Source organism: Cyclobacterium sp. 10D3-21 (assembly GCF_055809755.1).
Genome location: NZ_CM147924.1, coordinates 3,371,110 through 3,394,769 on the forward strand (window position 1 = coordinate 3,371,110; position 23,660 = coordinate 3,394,769).

A 23,660-nucleotide genomic window follows, 5' to 3' on the forward strand; every position below is an offset into this window, starting at 1 on the left:
AGAATTTGATTTTATATAGCGTTTAAATTATGAATGATAATAGAAGAGATTTTCTAAAGAAAGCAGCCCTTTTTTCTGGAGGACTGGGATTATGGGGTGTTTTGCCTGCTTCCATCGAAAAAGCAATGGCCATCAATCCTGATCCGGGAACAACTTTTCAAGATGCTGAACACGTCGTTTTATTAATGCAGGAAAACCGATCTTTTGACCATTGTTTTGGAAAGTTAAAAGGTGTTCGAGGTTTTAATGATCCGAGAACTATTTCATTGCCAAACAAAGATAAAGTCTGGTTACAACGAGACAATAAAGGAAATGCTTTTACGCCTTTTAGGTTTAATATAAATGAGACCAAAGCGACCTGGATGAGTGATATTCCTCATTCCTGGGAGAATCAGGTGGATGCGAGGAACAATGGTAAATACGATGGCTGGATAGAAGCCAAAAGACCAGGTAGAAAAGAATACCAACATGTTCCCATGACAATGGGGTTTTATGAAAGACAAGATATTCCTTTTTATTATGCCTTCGCCGACGCATTTACAGTCTGTGACCAGCATTTTTGTGGAGCACTTACTGGGACCACTACCAACCGAAATTTTCACTGGGCAGGTAAAACGGTAGGTAAAGTTGGCGAAAAACCTTTGGTGAGAAATGGAGAACACACTTATGGAAAAGAAGTAGACTGGAAAACTTTCCCTGATCGCCTTCAGGACAATGGCATTCCATGGAAGGTATACCAGAATGAAGTAAGTTTATCGACCATGCTGGAAGGAGAGGACAGTTCCTGGTTGGCTAATTTTACAGACAATAACCTGGAATGGTTCAAGCAATTTGAGGTGAGGTATACTCCCGGCCATTATGAATTTTTGAAACACAAGCAAAAAACACTTCCTGCAGAAATTTCCAAATTGGAAGCTTCACTTGACAAGGCAGTTGAAACAGATAAAGCCGATATAAGAAAAGCAATTGTTTCTAAAAAAGAGGCCATTGAATTTGTAAACAATTCCATAGAAAAATTTGGGCCAGAGGCCTTTGAAAAGTTATCAGCTCGAGACAAGGAAATGCATCAGCGCGCATTCACCACGAACATTTCAGATCCGGATTACCATAAAACTGAGGTGCTGGAGTACGAGGAAGAAGGAGAAAAAAGGTCCACTAAAATCCCTAAAGGAGACATTTTCCACGAATTTAGAAAAGATGTGGACTCCGGAAATCTTCCAACAGTGTCCTATTTAGTGGCTCCAAAGAATTTTTCTGACCACCCTAGCGCTCCCTGGTATGGGGCTTGGTATGTATCTGAAGCACTGGAAATTCTAACGAAGAATCCTGAGGTTTGGAAAAAAACAATTTTCATACTCAATTACGATGAGAACGACGGCTATTTTGATCACGTTCCGCCATTTGTTCCACCAAAACCCAATGATCCAAGTGCGGGAAAAGTATCCAAAGGCATAGATGCCAGAACTGAATTTGTATTTAAGGAGCAAGAAGAAAATTACCCAGGAATGGATGCCGAAGATGTTCGTGAAAGTCCGGTAGGTTTGGGATATCGAGTGCCATTAATTGTTGCCTCACCTTGGAGTAGAGGGGGCTGGGTTAACTCGGAGATTTGTGACATAACTACCACCATTATGTTTATGGAAAAGTTTTTGTCCCATAAAACAGGTAAAAAAATTATAGAAGACAATATTAGTTCATGGCGTAGGACGGTAAGTGGAGACCTCACCTCCGTTTTTAGACCCTATAATGGTGAGAAAATAGATTTGCCCAATTTCTTGACCATGGAAGGACATGTTAAGAAAATTCTCAATGCCAGCTATAAAGACATTCCTGACAACTTTAAAGTTTTGACAGACAGTGAAGTGAGCCTGATTAATAACAGTCACTTGCAGTCACCTTTGATGCCTAAACAAGAGCCGGGAACCAAACCTTCTAATGCACTTGCTTATGAATTGTATGTGGATGGTGAATTTAAGTCTTCCCGTAAATCCATTGTACTTGATTTGGCTGCTTCCAATAAGAAATTTGGGAAGAAAGCCCTTGGTGCTCCATTTACAGTATATGCGCCTGGTGCTTATAAAAATCCAAAAACAAATACTTTTGAAAGTGCTCAAAACTGGTCCTTTGCAGTAAAAGCCGGAGATAGTTTGAACTATGAATGGCCTTTAGAAGCTTTTGAAGGGGCTACTTATCATTTGCAGGTTTATGGGCCAAATGGTTTTTTTAGAGAATTTAAGGGGGATAAAAGTGATCCTAAATTGACTTTGATTTCTACCTATACTGCTGAGGCTGGTAAAGAAAAGACTGGCGTTTATAGCATAGATATGGAAAACACGGCTCAGGAGAAGGTGACGGTTGAGGTGAATGACAATGCCTATAAGCATGGTAAAAAATCTATAACACTGGCTGCTGGAGAGAAAAAACCTATTCGCGTGCCTACTGTAAAAAGCAATGGCTGGTATGATTTTACCCTAAAGATTATAGGGAATAATACCTTTAGTAGAAGGTATTGTGGTCGCTTAGAATTTGGCAAGGACAGTATATCAGATCCTTTGATGGGCGGTGAAGTTTCATTTACGCTTGGCTAGAAACTTAGGTTTAATTAATCAGTATTATGTATTAATCCTCTAATAGACCTTGATAACATTTTGCGCTAAAAGCAAATGTTATAAAAAAAGCCTTTTTCCATTTAATGGAAAAAGGCTTTTTTAATTCAATAGTATGCTCTACATAAGCTTATTCAGGTAGCACTGTAACTGTTCCAGCTTCATGCACGACCTGTTTGTAATCGGCACTGCTGTAACCATGATTGGTTACTACAACCGTTACGTCAAAATCGCCACTTTCTTTGTAGGTGTAAGAAGTATACCATCCGGTTTCACCAAGTGCGGTTTTATAACCTCTTGCTTTTACCAAGCCATAATCCATATAGTAATCACTTACGATAAGAACTGGATGACCGAACATGTCCAATGAATCTGTTTCAGTATTCACTTTCTTTACAATACGACGTTCTCCACCAGGCCATACTGTAGCAATGTCTGCATCAGTATCTACCACAAATCGGAAAGACCTATTGGCAGTAGGTTGATTTATAAGCGAATCATTCCCTTCAATATCTGTCATGACCAACTGAAGACCTTGAACTGTAGGTACCGGGACTATATCTTCCTGTAAACAGGAGAAGAAAATAAATGGAGCCAATACCCCCATCATTAGTATGTTTTTTATCTTTTTCATTTTCTTGAATTTAAATTTTTGGCAATTCAATTTCGAAACGTCCAATTTGCATTGGTTTCAGAAATTCTATGCTTAGGTTTTTAATAGCCTGGGTTTTGATTTAGAGAAGCATCCTTTTGAATCTCACCAACAGGAATAGGTAGTAAGAGCTGATATTCTTCTATTGGCTCTGTAGTAAATATTCTAGCATCATACCCTACGATGGTCATCAAGGCCCAGGAGATTTTTTCCACAGCCTTATCCGTTCTTACTAAATCAAAAAAGCGATGGCCTTCAAAAGCCAATTCAACCCTTCTTTCATGTAAAATTTGATCAATGTCCAATTGGTCTACTGTCAAACCTTTTAGGCCAGCTCTTTCTCTAACCATATTAAAATAAGGCAGGGCTTCACTGGCTTTATTGTTGCCAACCAAAGCTTCTCCATACATCAACAGCGCATCTGCATACCTGGTTACCATGTAATTGTAATCTGTTCCTGTTACATTGTATTGGGCAAGCGTACTTGTTTCTGGGGTGAATTTTTTAGGCCAAGGTTGTAACTCAGGGCTACCACCTTCCAATAATCCTGAATCAAGGGTCGCAGTGTACCTTGTCCAGTCTGGTTGGTCTATCCAGTCATTGTCCTCAACGAACTCTTGCAGTAAGTTAAACATGATCACTGGTCCACCACCTGAAGCAATTCCATAAAGGTATCCATTCTCATTGGTCATCCATTTAAATAAGAAATTAGGCTGTCCCAAAGAAGCATTGTAGTTGATTTCGAAAATGGATTCCTCGTTAAACTTGTTGTCCATTTTATGGATATCAGTAAAGTCACTTAAAAGTGAATAATCACCGGCTTCTTTGTTTACGATCAATCTTTTCAAAACCTCTTCTGCTTTGGCATGGTTTTTTAAGGTTAAATATACCTTACCAAGAATGGTCATGGCAGCGCCTTTAGTCGCTCTTGCTTCTTCTCCCTGAAGTTCGGAGTCTCCTTTTTTAAGACAATTGGCAATTGCACCTTCCATATCAGGAATAATTACAGAGGTATAGATTTCATTCAAAGAAGTCCTACCAATACCAATGGCTACGTTAGGATCGTCCAGTCTTTCCACTACTTTAGGAACATCTCCGTATAGCCGTACAAGATTGAAATAAGCCAATCCTCTAAGGAATTGGGCTTCCCCTCTGTAGGCTTTTATTTCGTTCTCTTCCGCAGTATTTAAAGGAGTGTAGTTGTCTATGATGTCTATAATATTATTGGAATTTACAATGACTTTGTAATGGTCTCTCCAAAAGTTTGGTCGGGAGTTTCCCGTATTCTTTTTGAAAAGGTAGTCATTGCTTTGCCACAAGACATCTTTTGCATCATCTGATATGATTTCCAGGTATTGTGGTACTTCAGACCGAGAATAAATATTCTGATAGGGGGAATAACACGCCATCAGGCCTGCTTTGATTTCAGAGGGGTTATTGTAAAACGCCCCCGTAGATAGTGCATCCTCAGGTTGTCTGTCAAGGAATTCTTCCGAGCAGGATACGAGGAGTGTAGCTATTATAAGTAGATTAATTATTTTTTTCATGATTGAGTGCTGTTTACAATGCTAAATTGATTCCTAAAGAGATGGTTCTTGCCAAAGGATAAGCTCCTCTGTCTATGCCTTGAGACAAGGCAGAATTTCCCTGGTAGTTTACTTCAGGATTGTAACCTGGATACTTTGTAAAGTAAAAAGCATTCTGTGCACTTACATACACACGAAGATTACTGATATTCGCTCTATTGGCGATTTGATTTGGTAAAGTATATCCTAGAACTATGTTTTGAATATTTACATAGGAACCTTTGAATAAAAGACTACCCGATACACTGGAACCGTCAGCGCTTTTTCTGGTAGGAGAGGCATAAGCTGCATTTGTCCTTTCTGGGGTCCAGTAATTGTTGAAATATTCTGTAGTCATACTTCTTCTTCCTCCTCCTCTTCCGAGCATACTTTCAAATTCCACCATAGAAAGGTCTCCTCCTTGTACGCCGTTCACATGAACTGAGAAATCAAAATTCTTGTATCCTAAGTTATTGGTCATACCCCAAATAAACGCTGGGTTATTTTGTCCAATAACTGTCTGGTCATTGCTATCCAAAATACCATCTCCATTTACATCAGCTGCTTTTGGCGTACCAGGTGCAGATCGCTTGCTCCATAGCGCTTGTTGAGGATTAAATATTGGCGAAGTTTTTACATCTTCCCAATCATCAAATGCTCCAAGGTTTGAATAACCCCATATTCCTGCCAGAGGTCTGTCCTCAGCAGTATAGCCATTGTTATTGATTATAGGTCGTTTGTCTTTTCCTATATCCAATACCCTGTTTCTGTAATAAGAAAGATTGGCCGTAGTATTCCAGGTGACCGCACCGTCAAGATTTCTTGTAGAAATGGAATATTCATAACCTCTGTTTCTCATAGATCCAGCGTTGGCCATAAAAGAACTAAACCCAGTTACCACTGGCAATGGCAAATTAAACAGCATGTTTTCGGTAAGTCTGTGAAAATAGTCCACACTAAACATAACCCTACTATTGAAGAGCTCCACATCTGTACCTATACTGAAATCAGTCGTTTCTTCCCATCCCAGAGAGGAGTTGGCTACTTTTCCATCTACATACGATGGCGCTACAGTTGATCCTGCTCCCAAAACATAAGCTCCGGAATTCAAGGTACTTAAGGCCAGGTAATTGCTTATACCAGCATTACCAATAATTCCCCATCCTCCTCGAATTTTAAGGTCACTGATAACACTTCTTAAAGGCTCAAAGAAATTTTCATCAGACGCCCGCCATGCCAGAGACATGGAAGGGAAAACGCCCCATTTATTGTCTTTACCAAACTTAGAAGATCCGTCTCTACGGATACTACCTGTGAAATAGTATTTGCTATCGTAGTTATAAATTACCCTTGCAAAACTACCAATCATAGATTCACTAGAGCGATTGGTACGGGCATCATTTTGAGCATTAACAATGGTTACACCTTGATTCAATGTTGGTATTAAATCAGTAGGGTAATCGTATTTATTGATATAGGTGCTCCTGTAACTTGCATCATCTACCGAGTAGCCGACCATGGTATTAAACGAATGCTCATTGAACTTCTTCGTATAAGTCAGGAAATTTTGGGAATTCCATGTAAAACTTGTTGTGATTTGATTGATACCTCTAGACCTGGAAAAAGGTTGTGAAGTGGTAGGCATTGCGTTAGGAAGAAAATAGTTTCTTTCCCAAAACCTGAATTGTGTATGGAATTCTGACCTGAAAGTAAGTCCTTCCATCAGTTGAATTTCTCCATAAAGTGTTGCCAGATTTTTAACGGTTCTTCTTTTGTCTTCTATTTGAAAGTTTGACAAAGGATTGACTGCGAAATCTAAGTTCCAAAACCATGGGTTTTCATAAGTGGATTCTGTTCCATAGTAATGTGGAACCCCATTTTCGTCCGTCGGTGCCCAAATTGGAGGCAAACCCAATGCATTGTAAAATGGGTTTCTTGTACTACCACCTTCTGTGTTGGCCAATACTTGTGTGTTTTCCAAAGAAGGAGCCAACATTAGACCCAATTTCAAGTAGCTATTCACCTTCATGTCTATGTTCGCCCGAAAAGAAAAACGGTCGTATCCAGAAGATTTAACGATACCTTCCTGGTTGAAATAACCACCTGAAATTCTGTAGGTAATATCATCCGTTCCACCAGAGGCGGAAAGCTGAACATCGTTAGTTTTACCCATTTGGCTTATCACATCCTGCCAATCGGTATTGTATGGGCTGTTTTTTGTTGTGTCAGTAACTGTAATCCACCTGTAAAACATTTGGTAAGGATCTTGCATTCCTGCAGAATACTGAGAGTAGTTGGTCCAATTGCTGATTCTTGTTTCATCAGAATCGGTCCATTGCCATAACGGTGCCTCAGGGTCATTGGTACCAAAATTCGGGTCTTCAATTACATAAGCAGCAGCCCTGGATTCATCCATCATTTGAAGAAACTGATCCCTATTCAAAACTTCCACTTTGTTTAGCATTGATTGAACACCTGTTGTGGCATTAACTGATATGCTTGGTTTGCCTGATTTACCCTTTTTTGTAGTAACCAGAATTACACCATTCGCCGCCTGAGTACCATAAATAGCACTTGAAGAGGCATCCTTCAATACTTCAATAGACTCTATGTCTGCTGGGTTGATGGAGTTTAATGGGTTTTCCGTTTTATTATAGCCATCCTTTATTGGGAAGCCATCAATAACGATCAATGGGCTATTGCTCGCATTAATTGAACTTACACCCCTGATGACAATATTGGATCCACCACCTGGCGCAGAGTTGTTGTTTGAAATTCTTACACCTGGCATTTTCCCTTGCAATGATTGAGCAAAGTTGGAAGATGGTCGATCTTTTAGGTCTTCTGCTGAGGCAGAGGAAATAGCGGTGGAAATGTCTTTTCTTTCCTGTGTACCATACCCAATAACCACCACTTCATCAAGAGCAGAAACATTCTCATTTAAGGTCACATTTAAAATGCTACGACCACCAATGGCAATGCTTTGTTTTTCAAAGCCAATAAAGGAGAATACCAAGGTAGAATTCTCAGGTACTGACAAGGTATAGCTACCATCGATGTCTGTAACCGTTCCCACTGAGGTTCCTGGAATGGATATTGTTACACCTGGTAATGGTTCACCATTGGTATCGGTGACCACACCTTTAATAGTCACATCCACAAATAAGGACTTGTTGACCTTCAAAAGATCACTTGTTGCTGTAATACCGGGAATAAAAGCGGTATTTGCGACTACTGGATTAACCGTTATTTGACTGGTTGTCAAGGTGGCCAGTAGCAGGCCGGTGAATAATTTTTTACATCCTACCCGCCGGAGAGGTATACTTTTTTTCATAGTTATTGGGGTTATAATTAATTTTGATAATAATTATCTTGGATAAAACTTGTTCGAATCTTAATAAAATATTGTTTTCTAAAGAAGTATTTAATATTACTTATTTTAACTGTTCAACCTTCTTTAAATTATTTATATAAGTCAGTTGGTTATTGAGATTTTACGAGGTAACGTACACGTTGTTAACTCGTTATTTAGCATTTTAATTGGTTGAGAATAAGAATATAAGAAGCGTTTCAGATGAGAAAAATACTAAGAATTATTAACCCAATTATATAGATTTAATTTTACTTTAAAAAGCTATAATTTATAATGAGGAAAGAAATATAAATTTTTATCTATAAAAATTCAATTTTTGTAATTACGATTTTTGATTTTAAATAAAGTTTAGCTCGATGATATGTAATTATATAACTGATTATATGTGATTGTGATAATTAGATCTATATATTTTTGTAAAAAATATAATTTACAAAAATTTATGGGCGTCCTACTTTAATTTTCCAAAATTGAGCCAATTGGTTTTAAACGGTTTTAAGCTCAAAAAGATGTTTCAGTTTGATATACGCCAAAACTTAGTGGCATATTATTTGCGATTAACCACTCTATTATTCGGTGTATTGTATCCGATCATTGAGCTTAAAAACGTCCAATAATTATGGGATGAATATAGTATTTTGGAAGTTTACAATCCTTCGTTAATAAAAAAACATACCAATAATTTGAACCGATATTCAGGTATATTTTTTCGTTTAAGTCCTTTAGTGGATGATTTTGATAAAAATAATTTAGAATAAATTTATAGAAATGCGCAAAAAAACAACAATTATACTGGGAGTTATTATAGTACTTTTAATTGTCTTTAGGCTTTTTTTGCCAAGCATTGTACTCCATTTTGTAAACAAGCAATTGGCAGAAATGGAAGAGTACACAGGCAAGGTAGAAGACATTGATATTGCCTTAATCAGGGGAGCCTATGTAATCGATGAAATCAATATATTAAAAAGGGATACAGAAGATCGGGAAATTTCAGACAGTATTCCATTTTTTACTTGTCCACGAGTAGATCTATCCATTCAATGGAATGCCTTGTTTCAAGGGAAAATTGTTGGTGAACTGATAGTAGATCAACCTAAATTAAATTTTGTCAATACAGTGCAAAATGACCCTGAAGTAAAACAAGATACATCTGATTTCAGAGGATTGATTAGGGATTTGATGCCTTTAGCTATAAATCGCTTTGAAATTAATCAAGGTGAGATTCATTATATAGACAATATGGCCTCGCCTAACGTTGATGTTTTTATCAAGGACCTAAATATATTGGCAGAGCACTTGACCAATAAGCCAGTAAATGGTGATTCTTTGCCTTCATCCCTAAATGCAAATGGGAAAGCTTACGGAGGAACATTCAATTTAGATGTTAAATTAAATGCCTTGGCAGATCAACCTACTTTTGATATGAATGCCGAAATTGAAAAGGTAGACATGGTGGGGTTGAATGATTTTTTGCGTGCTTATGGAAATTTTGATGTGAAAAAAGGAGAGTTTAATGTTTTTACAGAGTTTGCAGCCAAGGATGGAAATTTTAAAGGATATGTAAAACCCCTAATCAAAGCGCTTGATATCGTCCAATGGAACAAAGAGGAGGGTAATGTATTGCAAGTCCTCTGGGAAACTGTAGTAGCAGGTGCTGCAGAGATTTTCGAAAATCAAAAAGAAGACCAGATCGGCTCAAAAATTTTAATTGAGAACACTTTCGAAAACCCAGATATTCATACAGGTCAAGCCATCGTATTGATTTTAAGGAATGCCTTTGTACAAGCTTTAAGGCCATCAATTGAGCAATCAATTAATATTTCCAATATGGAAAAGAAGGAAGGTGGTAAAGGCTTTTTTAATGAATTATTCAGTGGAGATAAAAATGATTAATGAACTTAGGTAACGGCTTCCCAGGAGGTTGGGTGATAGGGATAGGTGTTTTCTTTCTCCAAATGAAACTTACTATAAAATCTCTTTAAAATAGTTCAATGAGCGTATTTTAGAAGTTTTACTTCCGTTTTTAATTAAGTCCTCAAGCATTTAAATGGTATTTTTTTGACACTTTATCCTAATTTCAGTTTGAATTTCCTAATTTCATTTAATTATTGAGTGGTTAATATTTGACCATAAGGATTGAAGTTATTTTATGTCAATCTTGAACTCAACTTAATGTTACTCGAAATATGATGAGATTTTTAAGCTGTGATTGGGGTACAAGCTCCTTCAGGCTAAGGCTTGTAAATTTAGATGATGCTTCCATCTGCGGTGAATATATTAATGAAGCGGGGATTCAGTCTGCTTATCAATCCTATATAGAAAATGGGAAAGATGATAGCAGAGAAAGTTTTTATTTTGGTATACTTAGAAACGAAATTATAAAGATGGGGGAATCCTTGAATGTTAATTTGGATGGCATGTTGGTTGTTTGCTCAGGTATGGCCTCATCCAGTATCGGTATAAGAGAATTGCCCTATGCCAATTTACCTTTGGATACTTTAGGCGCTTCGATGAATTTGGAATATTTTCACTCATCAGAGGCATTTAACCACCCCTTACTTTTACTCTCAGGTGTTAAAAGTGATGACAATGTAATGAGAGGGGAAGAAACCCAGCTAATAGGTGTTATCCGTCAATTGAAGGATTTTTCTGGAAATGGTATTTTTATTTTACCTGGCACTCATTCCAAACACATATGGGTGAAAAATAATCAAATGACTGGATTTAAGACTTATATGACAGGCGAGGTCTTTCATCTCATGGCTTATAAAAGCATTTTATCTAAAAGCGTAAAATTTGACTCCTCCGATAATGAGAAATTCAAAGCTATTTTCACAGAAGGCGTAAACGTGGGTGCCGAAAATGCATTGTTATCAGTGCTTTTTAATACGCGAACGAATGAATTATTTGGTCGCTGTTCCAAAGAGGAAAACTTCCATTATTTAAGCGGTTTGCTGATTGGAAATGAACTGACTAATTTGGTGCAGGAAAAAGAGTCAAATATTTACCTTTGCTCAGAAGGTAAACTTCATCCCAATTATGTGATAGGAATGGAAACTTTAGGGCTTAATCCGAAAGTATTACCTACTCAATGGGTAAGCCAGTCCGTAATACATGGTCAAATTCAGGTTTTGAATAAAAATATTAACAATGAAAAAAACATTTTCCTGGGAAGCTTTTAATAAAGCACCCATCGTCGCCATTTTTAGAAATTTAGAGAGTGATGATCTTTTAGAAGTAGCACAATGCTTTAAAGTTGCTGGACTCTCCACGATGGAAATAACCCTGAACTCTAAGAATGCTACCCAAGACATTAAACGATTGGTCGATGAATTTGGAGATGATCTCAATATTGGTGCAGGTACTGTTTGTGACTTAAATGATTTACATTCTGCGCTAGATGCTGGCGCACAGTTTATTGTTACACCTGTGTTAGATAAAGAAGTCATCCAATATTGTGTAGAACAAAGCGTCCCAGTGTTTCCTGGAGCTTTCACGCCTACCGAAATATATTCGGCTTGGAAACTAGGAGCGAATATGGTTAAGGTATTTCCTTCCGGTGCATTAGGCCCTGCCTATATCAAGGATTTATTAGGTCCTTTGGACAGTATCAAATTATTGCCAACAGGAGGGGTAAGTATAGATAATCTTTCAGATTATTTCAAAGCAGGTGCAAGTGGAGTAGGTGTAGGGAGTGCTGTTGTTCCTAAAGTTCATCTTCAAAATAAAGACTGGAAAGGACTAACAAAGCATTTAGAACTTTTTCTAAAAACCTATCAAGACGCTATATAAACGTGTACTTGTAAATTTTTCATTTATCCTATCACCTTTCTTATACCTTCATTTATTACTTAATAAACCCATGGATCAAACACTCTACTTGTTTATAATTACCTCTTTATCTATTTTGCTATTGCTGGTTTTAGTAATGAAATTAAAGATTCATGCTTTTATTTCCTTATTACTTGCCAGTTGTTTTGTAGGCTTAGCCTCCGGAATGCCATTTATGGAGCTTATAAGCAGTCTTCAAAAAGGTATGGGAGATATTCTTGGTTTTATTACCATTGTGGTAGGGCTGGGAGCAATTTTAGGGAAACTGCTTGAAGTCTCTGGAGGTGCCCAAACCATGGCGCATTTTCTTATCCAAGGCTTTGGAGAAAAGAGAACCTCATGGGCATTGATGCTAACTGGTTTCATTGTATCTATCCCCGTTTTTTTAGATGTAGGGTTTATTATATTAATTCCTTTGGTATATGCATTGGCAAAAAAATCTGGCTTGTCCTTATTGCATTATGCCGTACCACTGTTGGCTGGGATGGCAGTAACACATGCGTTTATTCCACCTACTCCTGGACCAGTAGCTGTTGCAGAAATATTGAATGCTCCCTTAGGTTGGATGATTATTTTTGGTGCGGTCGTGGGATTGCCTTGTGCTATATTAGCTGGGCCTGTCTTTGGAGGGTATATCTCAAAAAAAATATTTGTTCCTGTTCCTGAATACATTGAATTTAAAGAAGATAGCAATTCCAATCCTTCTCGTCAAGATTTTTATTTGATAGCCTTTATCATCATACTTCCCTTACTATTGATTTTGATCGCTACTACCTCAAACCTTTTGGTAGAGACAGGTTATTTAAATGGGGAAAATTACCTTTTAGAATTAGCGCAATTTTTAGGTCATCCTTTTATAGCGCTCACTATTGCTACTTTGGTAGCCTTGTATTTCTTGGGATATAGAAAAGGATTTAAGGCCAAACAATTGCTGGAGTTTTCGGACAAAGCTTTAGCGCCTGCAGGCTTGATTATTGTTATTACTGGTGCGGGAGGGATGTTTAAAGAGATTTTGGTCCAAAGTGGTGCTGGAGAAGCCCTAGCAGAAGTTTTTATAGCCTATAATGTAGCTCCTATTGTTATGGCTTATCTTATCGCTGTAATTATTCGTGTCATTCAGGGTTCTGCAACAGTAGCCATGGTAACCGCTGCTGGTATGATTTCTCCTATAATTATAGACATGAACATGTCTGACCCATACAAGGCTTTAATAGGGATTGCTATAGCTGCAGGTGCATGTATACTTTCCCATGTGAATGATAGTGGGTTTTGGTTGGTTAAGAAATATTTGAATATAAGTGAAAAGGAAACTTTACAAACCTGGACTACCTTAGAAACAATAATATCTGTTTCAGGTTTTCTTATCGTTTTGCTTATTTCTTTTGTTTTTTTCTAAAGAATTAAAAACTAGAAAGTTAAATTTGTTATTCTACTTATAACATATATATTTATGTATATATAAACCATAAATATGTATGTTATGAGACAAACCTACAATGTTTTAATCTTTATTTTTCTGATGATCATGCTTCCCCTGGGCATGGTATATTCTCAGACCGAAATCCCCGATAATAAAGGGAAAGAATTTTGGTTAATGTTTAACCGGAATTATGATATCAGTGGTATAAATCTGGACTTGTTTATTTCGGGGGATAATTCTACAAATGGACAAGTAGTTTTCCCAGATTTAACGGTTGTTGATTTTGATGTTACACCTGGCGCCATTACAACTGTTAATATTCCCAGCCAATTTGTAGCTACTCTTGCAGATGGTAATGAAATGAAAGGTATTCATGTAATGGCTGATGAAGAGATTACGGTTTATGGTTTAAATCAAAAAGATCAAACTACTGATGCTTTTTTGGCATTGCCTGTAGATATTTTAGGAAATGAATACATAGTGATGTCTTATACTACGCTGATTCCAGATGTCACAGCCGCTTCAATTTTTGGTATTGTCGCAGCAATGGACAATACAGAGGTAAATATAATTCCTTCGAGCAATACCAGTAGCAGACAGGCTGGAGTGCCATTTCAAATTACCTTACAAAAAGGAGAGACTTATCAACTGTTAGCAGCAGTAAACAATGGAGACCTAACGGGTAGTATTATTAGTTCTAATAATCCCATAGCTGTATTTAGTGGGCATACTTGCGCCAATGTTCCTCTGAATATTAGAGCATGTGATCATTTGGTTGAGCAAATTCCCCCAATAACCTCCTTGGGGCAAAGTTTTGTAACTGTTCCTCTTGCCTCGAGAAAAGCAGGAGATATTTTCAGGATTTTGGCCACAAAAGATGGTACCAATATTTCTATTGATGGAACCGATGGATACAACGAGGATTTTGTTCTAAATCGAGGAGGCTATAAAGAATTGAGTATTCCAAGTGATGTTTATTCAAAAATTGAATCAGATCAGGCGATTTTAGTTGCTCAATTTTCGAAGGGGCAAGATTCAGACGAAGTAATTTCCGATCCCTTTATGATGTTGATTCCTCCATTTGAGCAATTTCAAAATCAGTATACGGTCAGCACACCAGCCTCCGGATTCAATAAACACTATATAAATCTAGCCGTACCTGTTGATCAAAAAGACAAAATTGAATTGGATGGCAGTTTTTTAGATCCTTCCATTTTCATTGATATCCCTGGTTCTACCTTTGCAGGTGCTCAGGTAGAAGTGGGTGAAGGGACACATAATTTATCGGGAAACTTAGCCTTTGGTGCTTTTATGTATGGTTTTGGTAACTATGATTCTTATGGGTATCCCGGAGGACAAGCACTAGCGAGCGTGGAGCAGGTACGGAGTATCAACCTGGATCTGGAGCAGGAAATACAGCAAGGAACAACTTATTGTTTTAACTCTATTGTGACGGATGATGATGACCAGCCCATTTTTGGTGTCCGGGTAGATTTTGAAATTGAAGGACCCAATGAAAAAATAGGTTTTGCAGTGACTGATGAGCAAGGAATTGCCAATTTCTGCTTTGATGCAGTCAACGAAGGAACAGATAGAGTCATCGCCTCCGTAGGCAGTACAACGGCAGAAGCAACCGTAGTAACTGCAATACCCAGGCCTGATATTGTTCACTTTTCTTCGTTACCTGAGGAAGTGATTTTAGGAGAAGAAATTTGTCTCAGCAGTCAGGTATTGGATCAGTTCGGTAATCCAATTGAAGGGGAAGAATTATTTATTGAGTACATGGGTAATGTATTGTATAGTGGTTTTACTGATGAAAATGGGAAAATTGAATATTGTTTCACTCCAGATGCAGGGGGAGACCTGGTATTCAGTAGTTATTTTGATGGTGGAGATAAAACTGAAGCAATGGTTTTGGTTGCTATTCCAGCATCAATACCGAGTAGTATTACTATTACTTCGGAATCCAATGAGATTAATATAGGACAGCAGATTTGCGTTACAGCTACTGTTCTAGATCAGTTTGGAGAAGTAATGGAAGGGGTAGAAGTACAACTGGAAATCAATGGAGAATCTGCAGGCTCAGAGATGACGGATGAAAACGGAGTTGCTGAGTTTTGCAAAGCCGCCGAAGTGGAAGATGGAGAATTGCTCATTTTCGTTGTTAATTATGTTGGTGGTGGAACACCAGCTTCTAGCAGCATTAAAGTCCTTAATTCCGGAGGTGGTGGAAATGATGGCGGAGGTGGAGACCTTGTTGCCAGTTCAATTTCTATTTCTGGATTACCTGTTGAAGTACAACTTGGAGCGGAAGCCTGCTTTGAATCTCTGGTTTTGGATCAAAATGGAGACCCATTGCCAAATACTGAGGTAGAAATTGAAGTTGATGGAAATGTTGTAGCAACCCTAATTACCAATGAGGATGGAATAGTAAAATACTGTCTGGTCACTCAAACATTGGGAGATCTTGAGTTCTTAGTTAGTTATTCTGGAGGAATTCCAGTAAATGGCTCTGTTAAGGTTATTCAGGTTGAAATAATTGCCACAACCATTTCAGTAAACCCTACAGAGGAAGTTGTTTCCATAGGAGTGGAGACCTGCTTGGAAGTTGGGGTGCTGGATCAGTTCGATAATCCTGTTGAAGCTATTGAGGTGTTTGTCACCTTAAATGGAGTTGCTTCAGGGGCTATGATGACCAATGAGAATGGTATGCTTAATTACTGTTTTACACCTGATACTGAAGGTGACTTTGAATACAGTTTCTACTATACTTCCGAAAACTCGGTAACCGCTAGCATAACTGTAGTAGACAATACGCCTGTTCCTACCATCATCACTTTTGTGGACAACGAAGTCGAGGTTGTGGTAGGCGAGGAAATTTGTTTGGCAGCCACTATTTTAGATCAATTTGGAATGCCTTTGGTCGGTGTAGAAGTTTCTTTTGATGTAAATGGCTCGTTCTACGATAAAGGGATCACTGATGAAAATGGTAGAGTAGAATTCTGTGGTACACCAGATAAAATGGGCGATTTGATAGTGACCGCTACTTATGAAGGTGGAGAACCAGCTAAAGCGAATATTAAAGTAGTAACAGAAAGCGATGCCTTGGGAGTTGAAAGCTTTTGGTTGGTTGATGCGGGAACAAACACATTGATCGCTGAAATTATGGATGGGGATCAAATCCCATATTCCACAGTGAAAGACAAAATGGTCAATCTGATGGTTATTACTGATCCTGAGAAAGTAGGAAGTGTGAAATTGGAAATGGAAGCATTGACTTTATGTCCAACCTGTGCTCTCGATATGCGTAGTACTACAGAGAATGTTATGCCCTATGCATTATATGGTGACAGCAATGGCAATTATAAAGGGGAAATTATATTGCCTGGTAGGTATATGTTAAGTGCCACACCTTATGAAATGAAGGATCTTTCTGGAAATCAGGGATTAAAATCCTCGGTAAACTTTGAAGTAATGTTTGAAGGAACCATTGATAGCTTCACGTTGGTCAATGCAACAGATGATACTGATATTCGAATAATAAAGGATGGTGATTTAATAGACCTATCCAAATTCGGTGATGCAAAGTTTAACATTAGAGCAAACGTTCCTAACGATCAGCAAGGTGGACTAGGCCTGATGATTGAAGGTCCTGTGAGCCTCTCCAGATTTGAGAAAGAAATGCCATTTACATTGTTTGGAGATAATAATGGAGACTATAGTGGAAAGAACCTTCCTGAAGGAAACTACACAATGTCTGCAACTGCTTTCCCATTCACATTAAGTTCCGAAAGAGGTATCGGTGGAGCAACTGTAACTGTTAATTTTGAAGTGATTCATAACATTAAAGTGGATAAGCTCACTTTGGTAAATGCGGATACTGACATGGACATCATGACCTTAATGGAGGGTGCCTACATCGACCTGAATCAATACAAAGATGTCAAGTTGAATATTAGGGCGGATGCAAAAGGAGAAGATATTGCGGCCATGACTTTCCAACTCTCTGGAGCCAAAAATTACAATTGGACGGAAAGAAAAGCCCCTTATGCGATCTTCGGGGATTTACCTGCAGGTGATTATGTTGGCAAGTATCTTCAGGAAGGAAATTATAAATTGATGGTTACTCCATACAATAGCGACAATATGATGGGAGAAAGCCTAACGGTTAACTTCAGAGCGGGCTTTGATGAGGGAGACAATTTAAGGATTGGCAATGAGTTCCTAAATCAGCTTGAGGCCAATGCTGCTGAAGTTGGTGCCAATGAGGGTGGACAGGAAGAGGACCTTACCCTTTATCCACAACCCTCTCAAAACGTAGTCAACATCCGATACCCATCCTCCCTTAAGGAAGATGCCATGGTGATGATCTATAAAGGCAATGGTCAATTGATCCACGGTGGGCAGATGGCCAATACCTCAGACTTTAACTTTGGAAGTTATGGTTCAGGATTGTACCTGATACATGTTACTGATGGAGACAGGGTGATTTCTAAGAAGGTATTTATCTATTAAAAGAATTATTCAAATAGTAATTTTAAAAGCTCCGGACAGATGTTCGGAGCTTTTTTTGTCTTGTTTAATAGATTCCATTACTTGTACTGTATTTTCTTAAGAATGGACGAATCATACCATGGATGGACTTTGTTAGAATTTTACAGAATCTTACTGTTCCAGATTTAAATAAGCTTAAACTTCCTGCAACTAATAACCATTTAAAGAAGTATTTTTTCAATATATCCACTTTTTTAACCTTTTGTACCTCTAGTTCGTCTCCATCCCACATTCAAATCTCAGTGGGTAAACCCTTCAAGTGCAGCGTTTTCTTGAAAATAATTTAAAAAAATTTTCTCTTCCATTTTTTAGATCACCAACAAATTTCAGAATTCCAAAAGCACTATTCTCTTCACCTATTGAAATTATTCAATATTCTCCTCCCGTCTCCAACTTCCTATACAAATGAAAAGTTTGTTTTTAAGAACTTTATACTGTTTATTATTGAAATGAGATTCATATTTAGAATTTCATTTTGATATATATGAAAATCAAAAAACAAGATTCTTTTAATTGAAATACCGTTTTAAGACTTCATAAATCAAAAATAGTAGGACAAAATTAACAAACACCTGAAGTATAAGGTGGATATAAAAAACCGAATTAATATAAACTTTAATTTTTAGTGTCATGAAAGCGTTACTTTTCTCAATTTCCTTTCTTATTGTATTAACCTTCTCAGTTATTCAGGGACATGCTGCTAGTTATCATTTTTCCAAAGAAAAGGGAGATGATTCAAGAAGCTTTTCGCAGGCACAAAATGCTGAGACTCCTTGGAAATCAATCGAAAAACTGAATGCCATTTTTGCTTCCTTAAATCCGGGAGACAAAATATTGTTGAGAAGGGGAGAAACCTTTTACGGCACTATAGTAATGAATAATTCAGGCACCACCAATAACCCAATCACAATAGGGGCTTATGGCAGTGGCGAGAAACCAGTTGTCAGCGGTTTTGTAGACCTTACCAGTTGGAAGTCTATAGGCAATGGGATATATGAAGCGGGTCACTCTCAATTAAAGGCCAAAGCCATTAACATGGTTAGCTTTAATGAGAAGAACGCCGAAATGGGCAGATACCCCAATTCAGACAGCAGTGACAAAGGGTACCTTACTTATGAGTCCAGTTCATGGAATGCTATTACTGACAAGGAGCTAAGCTCATGGCCAAACTGGACCGGTGCTGAAGTGGTTGCTAGAAAAGTCTATTGGATTCTTGATCGTCACAAAATAACCGCTCACTCTGGCAATACCATCAAGTATGCCACTAACAGCGAGACAAGCTACCAACCTAAAAATGAGTTCGGTTATTTTATCCAAAACCATATCGGAACCCTGGACCAACTAGGAGAGTGGTATTATGACACCAACAATTCTAAACTTAATATCTTCTTTGGAAATGAGTCTCCTAAAAACCATTCCATACAAGTAGCTGCCCTAGACATCTTACTAACCCAAGTGAAAAGGGTGGACAATGTAGTAATCGAAAACCTTCACTTTAAAGGAGCCAATATCAATGCCATTCAACTTTCCACAGGAAAGAATGTAACCATCAAAAACACTAAAATAGAATTGGTTGGTGAAAATGGCATCTTCGGAGAAGGAAATCAACAGTTGCGTTTGGAAGGAAACGAATTGGTCGATATTCACAATTCAGGTATTGAATTGAAGTCTTGTGACGATGCCATTATTCGCAACAACGAGATCAACAATATTCTTTTGTTCCCAGGAATGGGGAAATCAGGTGATGGAAATGGATTTGGCATCACTTCTCCTAATGACAACAATACCATTGAAGGCAATAAAATCATCAACGTTGGTTATGTAGGAATTCGCTTTGGCGGAAACAATAGCCTGGTGAAAAATAATTTTATCAACCACTTTAACAAAACAAAAAATGACGGCGGTGGAATCTACGTTTATACTGGCAACAGCAACGAGACTTATTACAACAGAAAAGTAATAGGAAACATTATCCTGAATGGTCATGGAGTAGTAGAAGGAACAAATATCCGGTCTGCTTTAGCTAAACCACAGTCTGAGGGAATCTACCTGGATGACAACACTTCAGGTGTTGAAATTGCCTACAATACCATTGCCAATATCTCGAGCAAAGGAATCTACCTGCACAATGCACGTCAAAACCACATTCACCACAACACGGTTTATAACAGTGCTTACCAATTGTTTTTCAGAAATGACGATATGGGTGCTGATATTCGCAGCAATGTCATCGAAAACAACCTGTTTTTCTCCCAAAATAGAGAGCAGAATAACTTAAACCTAAGCTCTATCAAAAATGACCTGAGCCAGATGGCTTCCTTTAAAGACAACGTGTATGCCAGTCCATTGACTGACAATTACAGGATTATCAGTAAATACAACATGGGAACCAGTTCTGAAGTTACACAGGTATTGGATCTTGATGGCTGGAAAAAACTTTATGGCAAGGATTCAGGGTCAAAAATTCACCCTATTGACGTTGCTGCTTATGAGGTGAATGGAGTAATAGGCGATAACAAATACAACAACGAAGGATTTGATAAAAATGCCGATTACGTTACAGTAAAAAATGGAAAGACCAGCTGGTCGAGCAAGTCTAAACTAGATGGTGGCGCTTTACGCGTAACCGGATCCGGTACCTTTGAAATGAATGTAAGTATCGGCAAAGTAGTTAAGGGTACTGATTACCTGATTCGATTTAGTGGTATTGGCAACAAGGCCTTTGCCGGAAAAGCTTATTTGAGAGAAACCTATTCTCCATGGAGAACTGTAAGTGCTGTCAACACCATAGAGTATTCCACTGAGCGAAATGAGTACGAAATCTTATTAAGCCCAGCAGAAACTTCTGAAAAAACCGTGCTAATGTTCAAGTTTGAAAATGTAAGCGCTGCTGATTTCCAAATGGACAACCTTAACGTACACGAGGCGGATCTAAAATTAGCTGATCCTGACGAAAAAATACTTTTTGCCTACAACGAGGGAAGTGATGAAAAAACAATCAGCTTGTCCGGTGAGTTTGTCGATATGGACAATAAAAGTTATTCAGGAAGTATAAAAATTGCTCCTTTCCGCTCTGTGATTTTAATCAAAACCTCAAAAGTAGCTGCACAACCAGCTGAAATAGAAGAAGTGAGAGTGATTATCCCAGAGTACGGATCTGGAATGATTGAGGGGGATGACCTTCCTATTACCTTGAATGTATCTGCAGGCAGAGAATTAGAAGTAGCTAAGGTCAATTACTATTTTTGTGAAACACTGATCACTACAGAAGAAGAGAGTCCACTGTCTTCTACCTGGGAGAATATCCCTTACGGATCTCACTATATTTATGCTGAAGCGGTAGACATTTACGGCAGAACGGTTTTCTCCGATAGTGTTGCCATTGAGGTCAAAAAACAAAATATATTGCCAGTCATTACGCTTACTCAGCCTCTTGAGAACACGGATATCAACACTTCGGAAAGTGTAAAGGTAAAAGGTTCTGCAATTGATCTGGATGGGGACATTGCCAAGGTTAACCTTTTAGTAAATGGAAGTACTGCAGCTTCTAGCACTAAATCTCCTTACGAATTTTCCTGGACGTCTACTCAAGAAGGAGTTTTCACCCTTGCTTTGCAGGTGGTTGACAATGATGGCGGTAAAGGATTGTCTGATGAAGTGGTAGTTACTGTGGCTACAAAAGAGGAAGTACCTGAAATCACTTATGATCAATCAGGAGAAACATTCAGCCTATTTGTAAACCTGGGTACTCAAAAAGAAATCACCTATGGTGGAATTGAATTTGAAGGAGAGCAGGCAGTAACCGCTAATGTTTCAGGAAAGACTTACACCTATTCCAATACAAAATCTCAGGAGCCTTTGTTCCAGACCGAAAGAAGCGGTGATGCATTTGTGTTTGAAATTCCTGTTCCCAACGGAACCTATACTGTTAAAACTTTCCATAAAGAATTGTACTTCGGACAGGATGGTCCTTCTGCCAGAAAAGGAAGAAGAGTTTTTGACATCCTTCTTGAAGGCCAACTAGTCAAAGAAAACCTGGACATGTTTGTTGAAAATGACAACCAACCCCTTACACTGACTTTCAGTGAAGTTGAGGTGGTAGATGGAAAGCTTGACCTGGGAATGAATGCTTCTATAAACCGTGCCAGCATCAGTGGATTGGCTATTATTTCCGAAAGCAATGCATCCAACACAGATCCTGTCATGTACCTCAATACCAGTTACGAGGACGAGGTTACTTTTAATGACAATGTCTTCGTTTCAGGAACTGAGTACATCAATTCTCCAAACGCCAAGACTTCTGTCAATACCAAAGCCAGTGACGATAAAATCTTCCAGTCAGAAAGGTACTCTTCTTTATTGAGTTTCATGGTGCCTGTGGAAAACGGAACGTATACCGTAAAAACCTACCACAATGAGTTGTACTTTGGTAAAGGCGGTTCATCTGCCAGAAAAGGCAGAAGGGTATTCGACATCTTATTGGAAGACAATGTGGTAATGGACAATTTTGATATCTATACCCACAGCAACAACCAACAGACCATCCTTACTTTCGAAGACATTCAAGTAGTAGATGGAGTTTTAAACCTTCAATTGATCGCAAGTGTAAACAATGCTTCTATTTCGGGTATTACTATCATTCAGGAAAGAAAAGACACTCCTCAAAAACCTGGTTCGGAACACCTTTACTTTTTAAATGCTGGTGGAAAATCAGATGCTACACTAAACGGCATCACTTACCTGGACGAGTCTACTTCTGAAGCCTATTACAACGACGGAACCAAAAGATATGAAAACAGTAAAACAGCTGAAGATGCACTTTTCCAAACAGAAAGAGGAGGAGAAAATCTAACATACACTATCCCGGTACCCAATGGAACGTACACAGTATATACCATGCACAATGAGCTTTGGTTTGGATATGCAGGAGGTACTGCCAAAGCAGGAAAAAGAGTTTATGACATCGCGCTACAGGGTGAAGTGTTAAAAAGTAACTTTGACCTTTTTGTAGAAAACAACAATGCACCTGCAATATTGTCTTTCGAAAACATCGAGGTAACGGATGGGGTATTAAGCCTTGAATTGTCAGCCTCAGTTAACAACGCAAGTATTTCAGGTATTGCCATTGTAGGAAGTGATGCAAAAGGTGGAACCATTGCAGCGAATTTAGGAACATTTCAAAATTCTTTGAAAAGAGGATACAAAGAAATGTACGTAAGGGGATACAAAGAAATGGATGTATACACTGAAACAGTGGATGCTGAAGACAAGATCCGTATCTTCCCTAACCCTGCTAAGGAAAGGGCTACTTTGGAGCTTAATGCTGAAATTGGTCAGGGAAGAGTCCTTATCCACAACATGAACGGTCAGTTGGTAAGCCATTTCGATCTGAGTGGTATTCAAACGACTAACAACCAGTTCAACATTCCACTTGACAACCTTTCTCAAGGAGTTTACCTGGTAAGTGTAAGCAACGAACAAACCATCATCAACAAACAAAGACTAATCGTTAATCCTTAACATAACAATTCAATAAAAAGGCTCCTTGAATAATTTCAAGGAGCCTTTTTTATGTTTAGCTTCAAATTAAACAAAAGTATTCCATTATTTAACATTAACTGGTTTTTTAACTATTTTTGCCATTGTGAAAACGAGCTTT

The 23,660-nt window shown here is 38.2% G+C and carries 10 protein-coding genes; 7 read left to right on the forward strand and 3 right to left on the reverse strand.

The genetic code is table 11. The features are described from left to right. Positions 1 to 29: 29 nt before the first annotated feature. Entirely contained in the window at positions 30 to 2,588 is a 2,559-nt protein-coding gene (locus AC0L7T_RS13435) for a phosphocholine-specific phospholipase C (protein WP_473343173.1), read from the forward strand. A 148-nt stretch (positions 2,589 to 2,736) separates the two neighbouring features. Here the strand turns inward: AC0L7T_RS13435 and AC0L7T_RS13440 are convergent, their stop codons facing one another. From AC0L7T_RS13440 to AC0L7T_RS13450, 3 genes are all read right to left on the reverse strand, one after another. Further along, positions 2,737 to 3,240, reverse strand: coding sequence for a hypothetical protein (locus AC0L7T_RS13440; protein WP_473343174.1), 504 nt, complete (start codon positions 3,238 to 3,240; stop codon positions 2,737 to 2,739). Between the two features lie 80 nt (positions 3,241 to 3,320). Then, positions 3,321 to 4,805, reverse strand: a complete 1,485-nt coding sequence (locus tag AC0L7T_RS13445; RefSeq protein WP_473343175.1) for a RagB/SusD family nutrient uptake outer membrane protein — start codon at positions 4,803 to 4,805, stop codon at positions 3,321 to 3,323. Positions 4,806 to 4,818: 13 nt separating this feature from the next. Next, on the reverse strand, positions 4,819 to 8,157 hold the full coding sequence (locus AC0L7T_RS13450; protein ID WP_473343176.1) for a SusC/RagA family TonB-linked outer membrane protein: 3,339 nt from the start codon (positions 8,155 to 8,157) through the stop codon (positions 4,819 to 4,821). A gap of 807 nt (positions 8,158 to 8,964) precedes the next feature. Between AC0L7T_RS13450 and AC0L7T_RS13455 the strand changes: the two genes are divergently transcribed. The 6 genes from AC0L7T_RS13455 (at position 8,965) to AC0L7T_RS13480 (ending at position 23,521) form a co-directional block, all read left to right on the forward strand. After that, entirely contained in the window at positions 8,965 to 10,089 is a 1,125-nt protein-coding gene (locus AC0L7T_RS13455) for a DUF748 domain-containing protein (protein WP_473343177.1), read from the forward strand. Positions 10,090 to 10,382: 293 nt separating this feature from the next. Then, the gene (locus AC0L7T_RS13460) at positions 10,383 to 11,378 is read left to right on the forward strand and encodes a 2-dehydro-3-deoxygalactonokinase (RefSeq protein WP_473343178.1); all 996 of its coding nucleotides are present in this window, start codon (positions 10,383 to 10,385) and stop codon (positions 11,376 to 11,378) included. Continuing rightward, positions 11,347 to 11,988, forward strand: a complete 642-nt coding sequence (locus AC0L7T_RS13465) for a bifunctional 4-hydroxy-2-oxoglutarate aldolase/2-dehydro-3-deoxy-phosphogluconate aldolase (RefSeq protein WP_473343179.1) — start codon at positions 11,347 to 11,349, stop codon at positions 11,986 to 11,988. Before AC0L7T_RS13460 ends, AC0L7T_RS13465 begins: the two co-directional genes overlap by 32 nt. 70 nt (positions 11,989 to 12,058) lie before the next feature. Beyond that, positions 12,059 to 13,423 carry a GntT/GntP/DsdX family permease gene (locus tag AC0L7T_RS13470; protein ID WP_473343180.1) on the forward strand — a complete coding sequence of 455 codons (1,365 nt, stop codon included), beginning with the start codon at positions 12,059 to 12,061 and terminating at the stop codon, positions 13,421 to 13,423. Between the two features lie 84 nt (positions 13,424 to 13,507). Then, on the forward strand, positions 13,508 to 17,962 hold the full coding sequence (locus AC0L7T_RS13475; RefSeq protein WP_473343181.1) for a T9SS type A sorting domain-containing protein: 4,455 nt from the start codon (positions 13,508 to 13,510) through the stop codon (positions 17,960 to 17,962). A 669-nt stretch (positions 17,963 to 18,631) separates the two neighbouring features. Further along, positions 18,632 to 23,521, forward strand: a complete 4,890-nt coding sequence (locus AC0L7T_RS13480) for a malectin domain-containing carbohydrate-binding protein (RefSeq protein ID WP_473343182.1) — start codon at positions 18,632 to 18,634, stop codon at positions 23,519 to 23,521. The last annotated feature ends 139 nt before the right edge of the window (positions 23,522 to 23,660 follow it).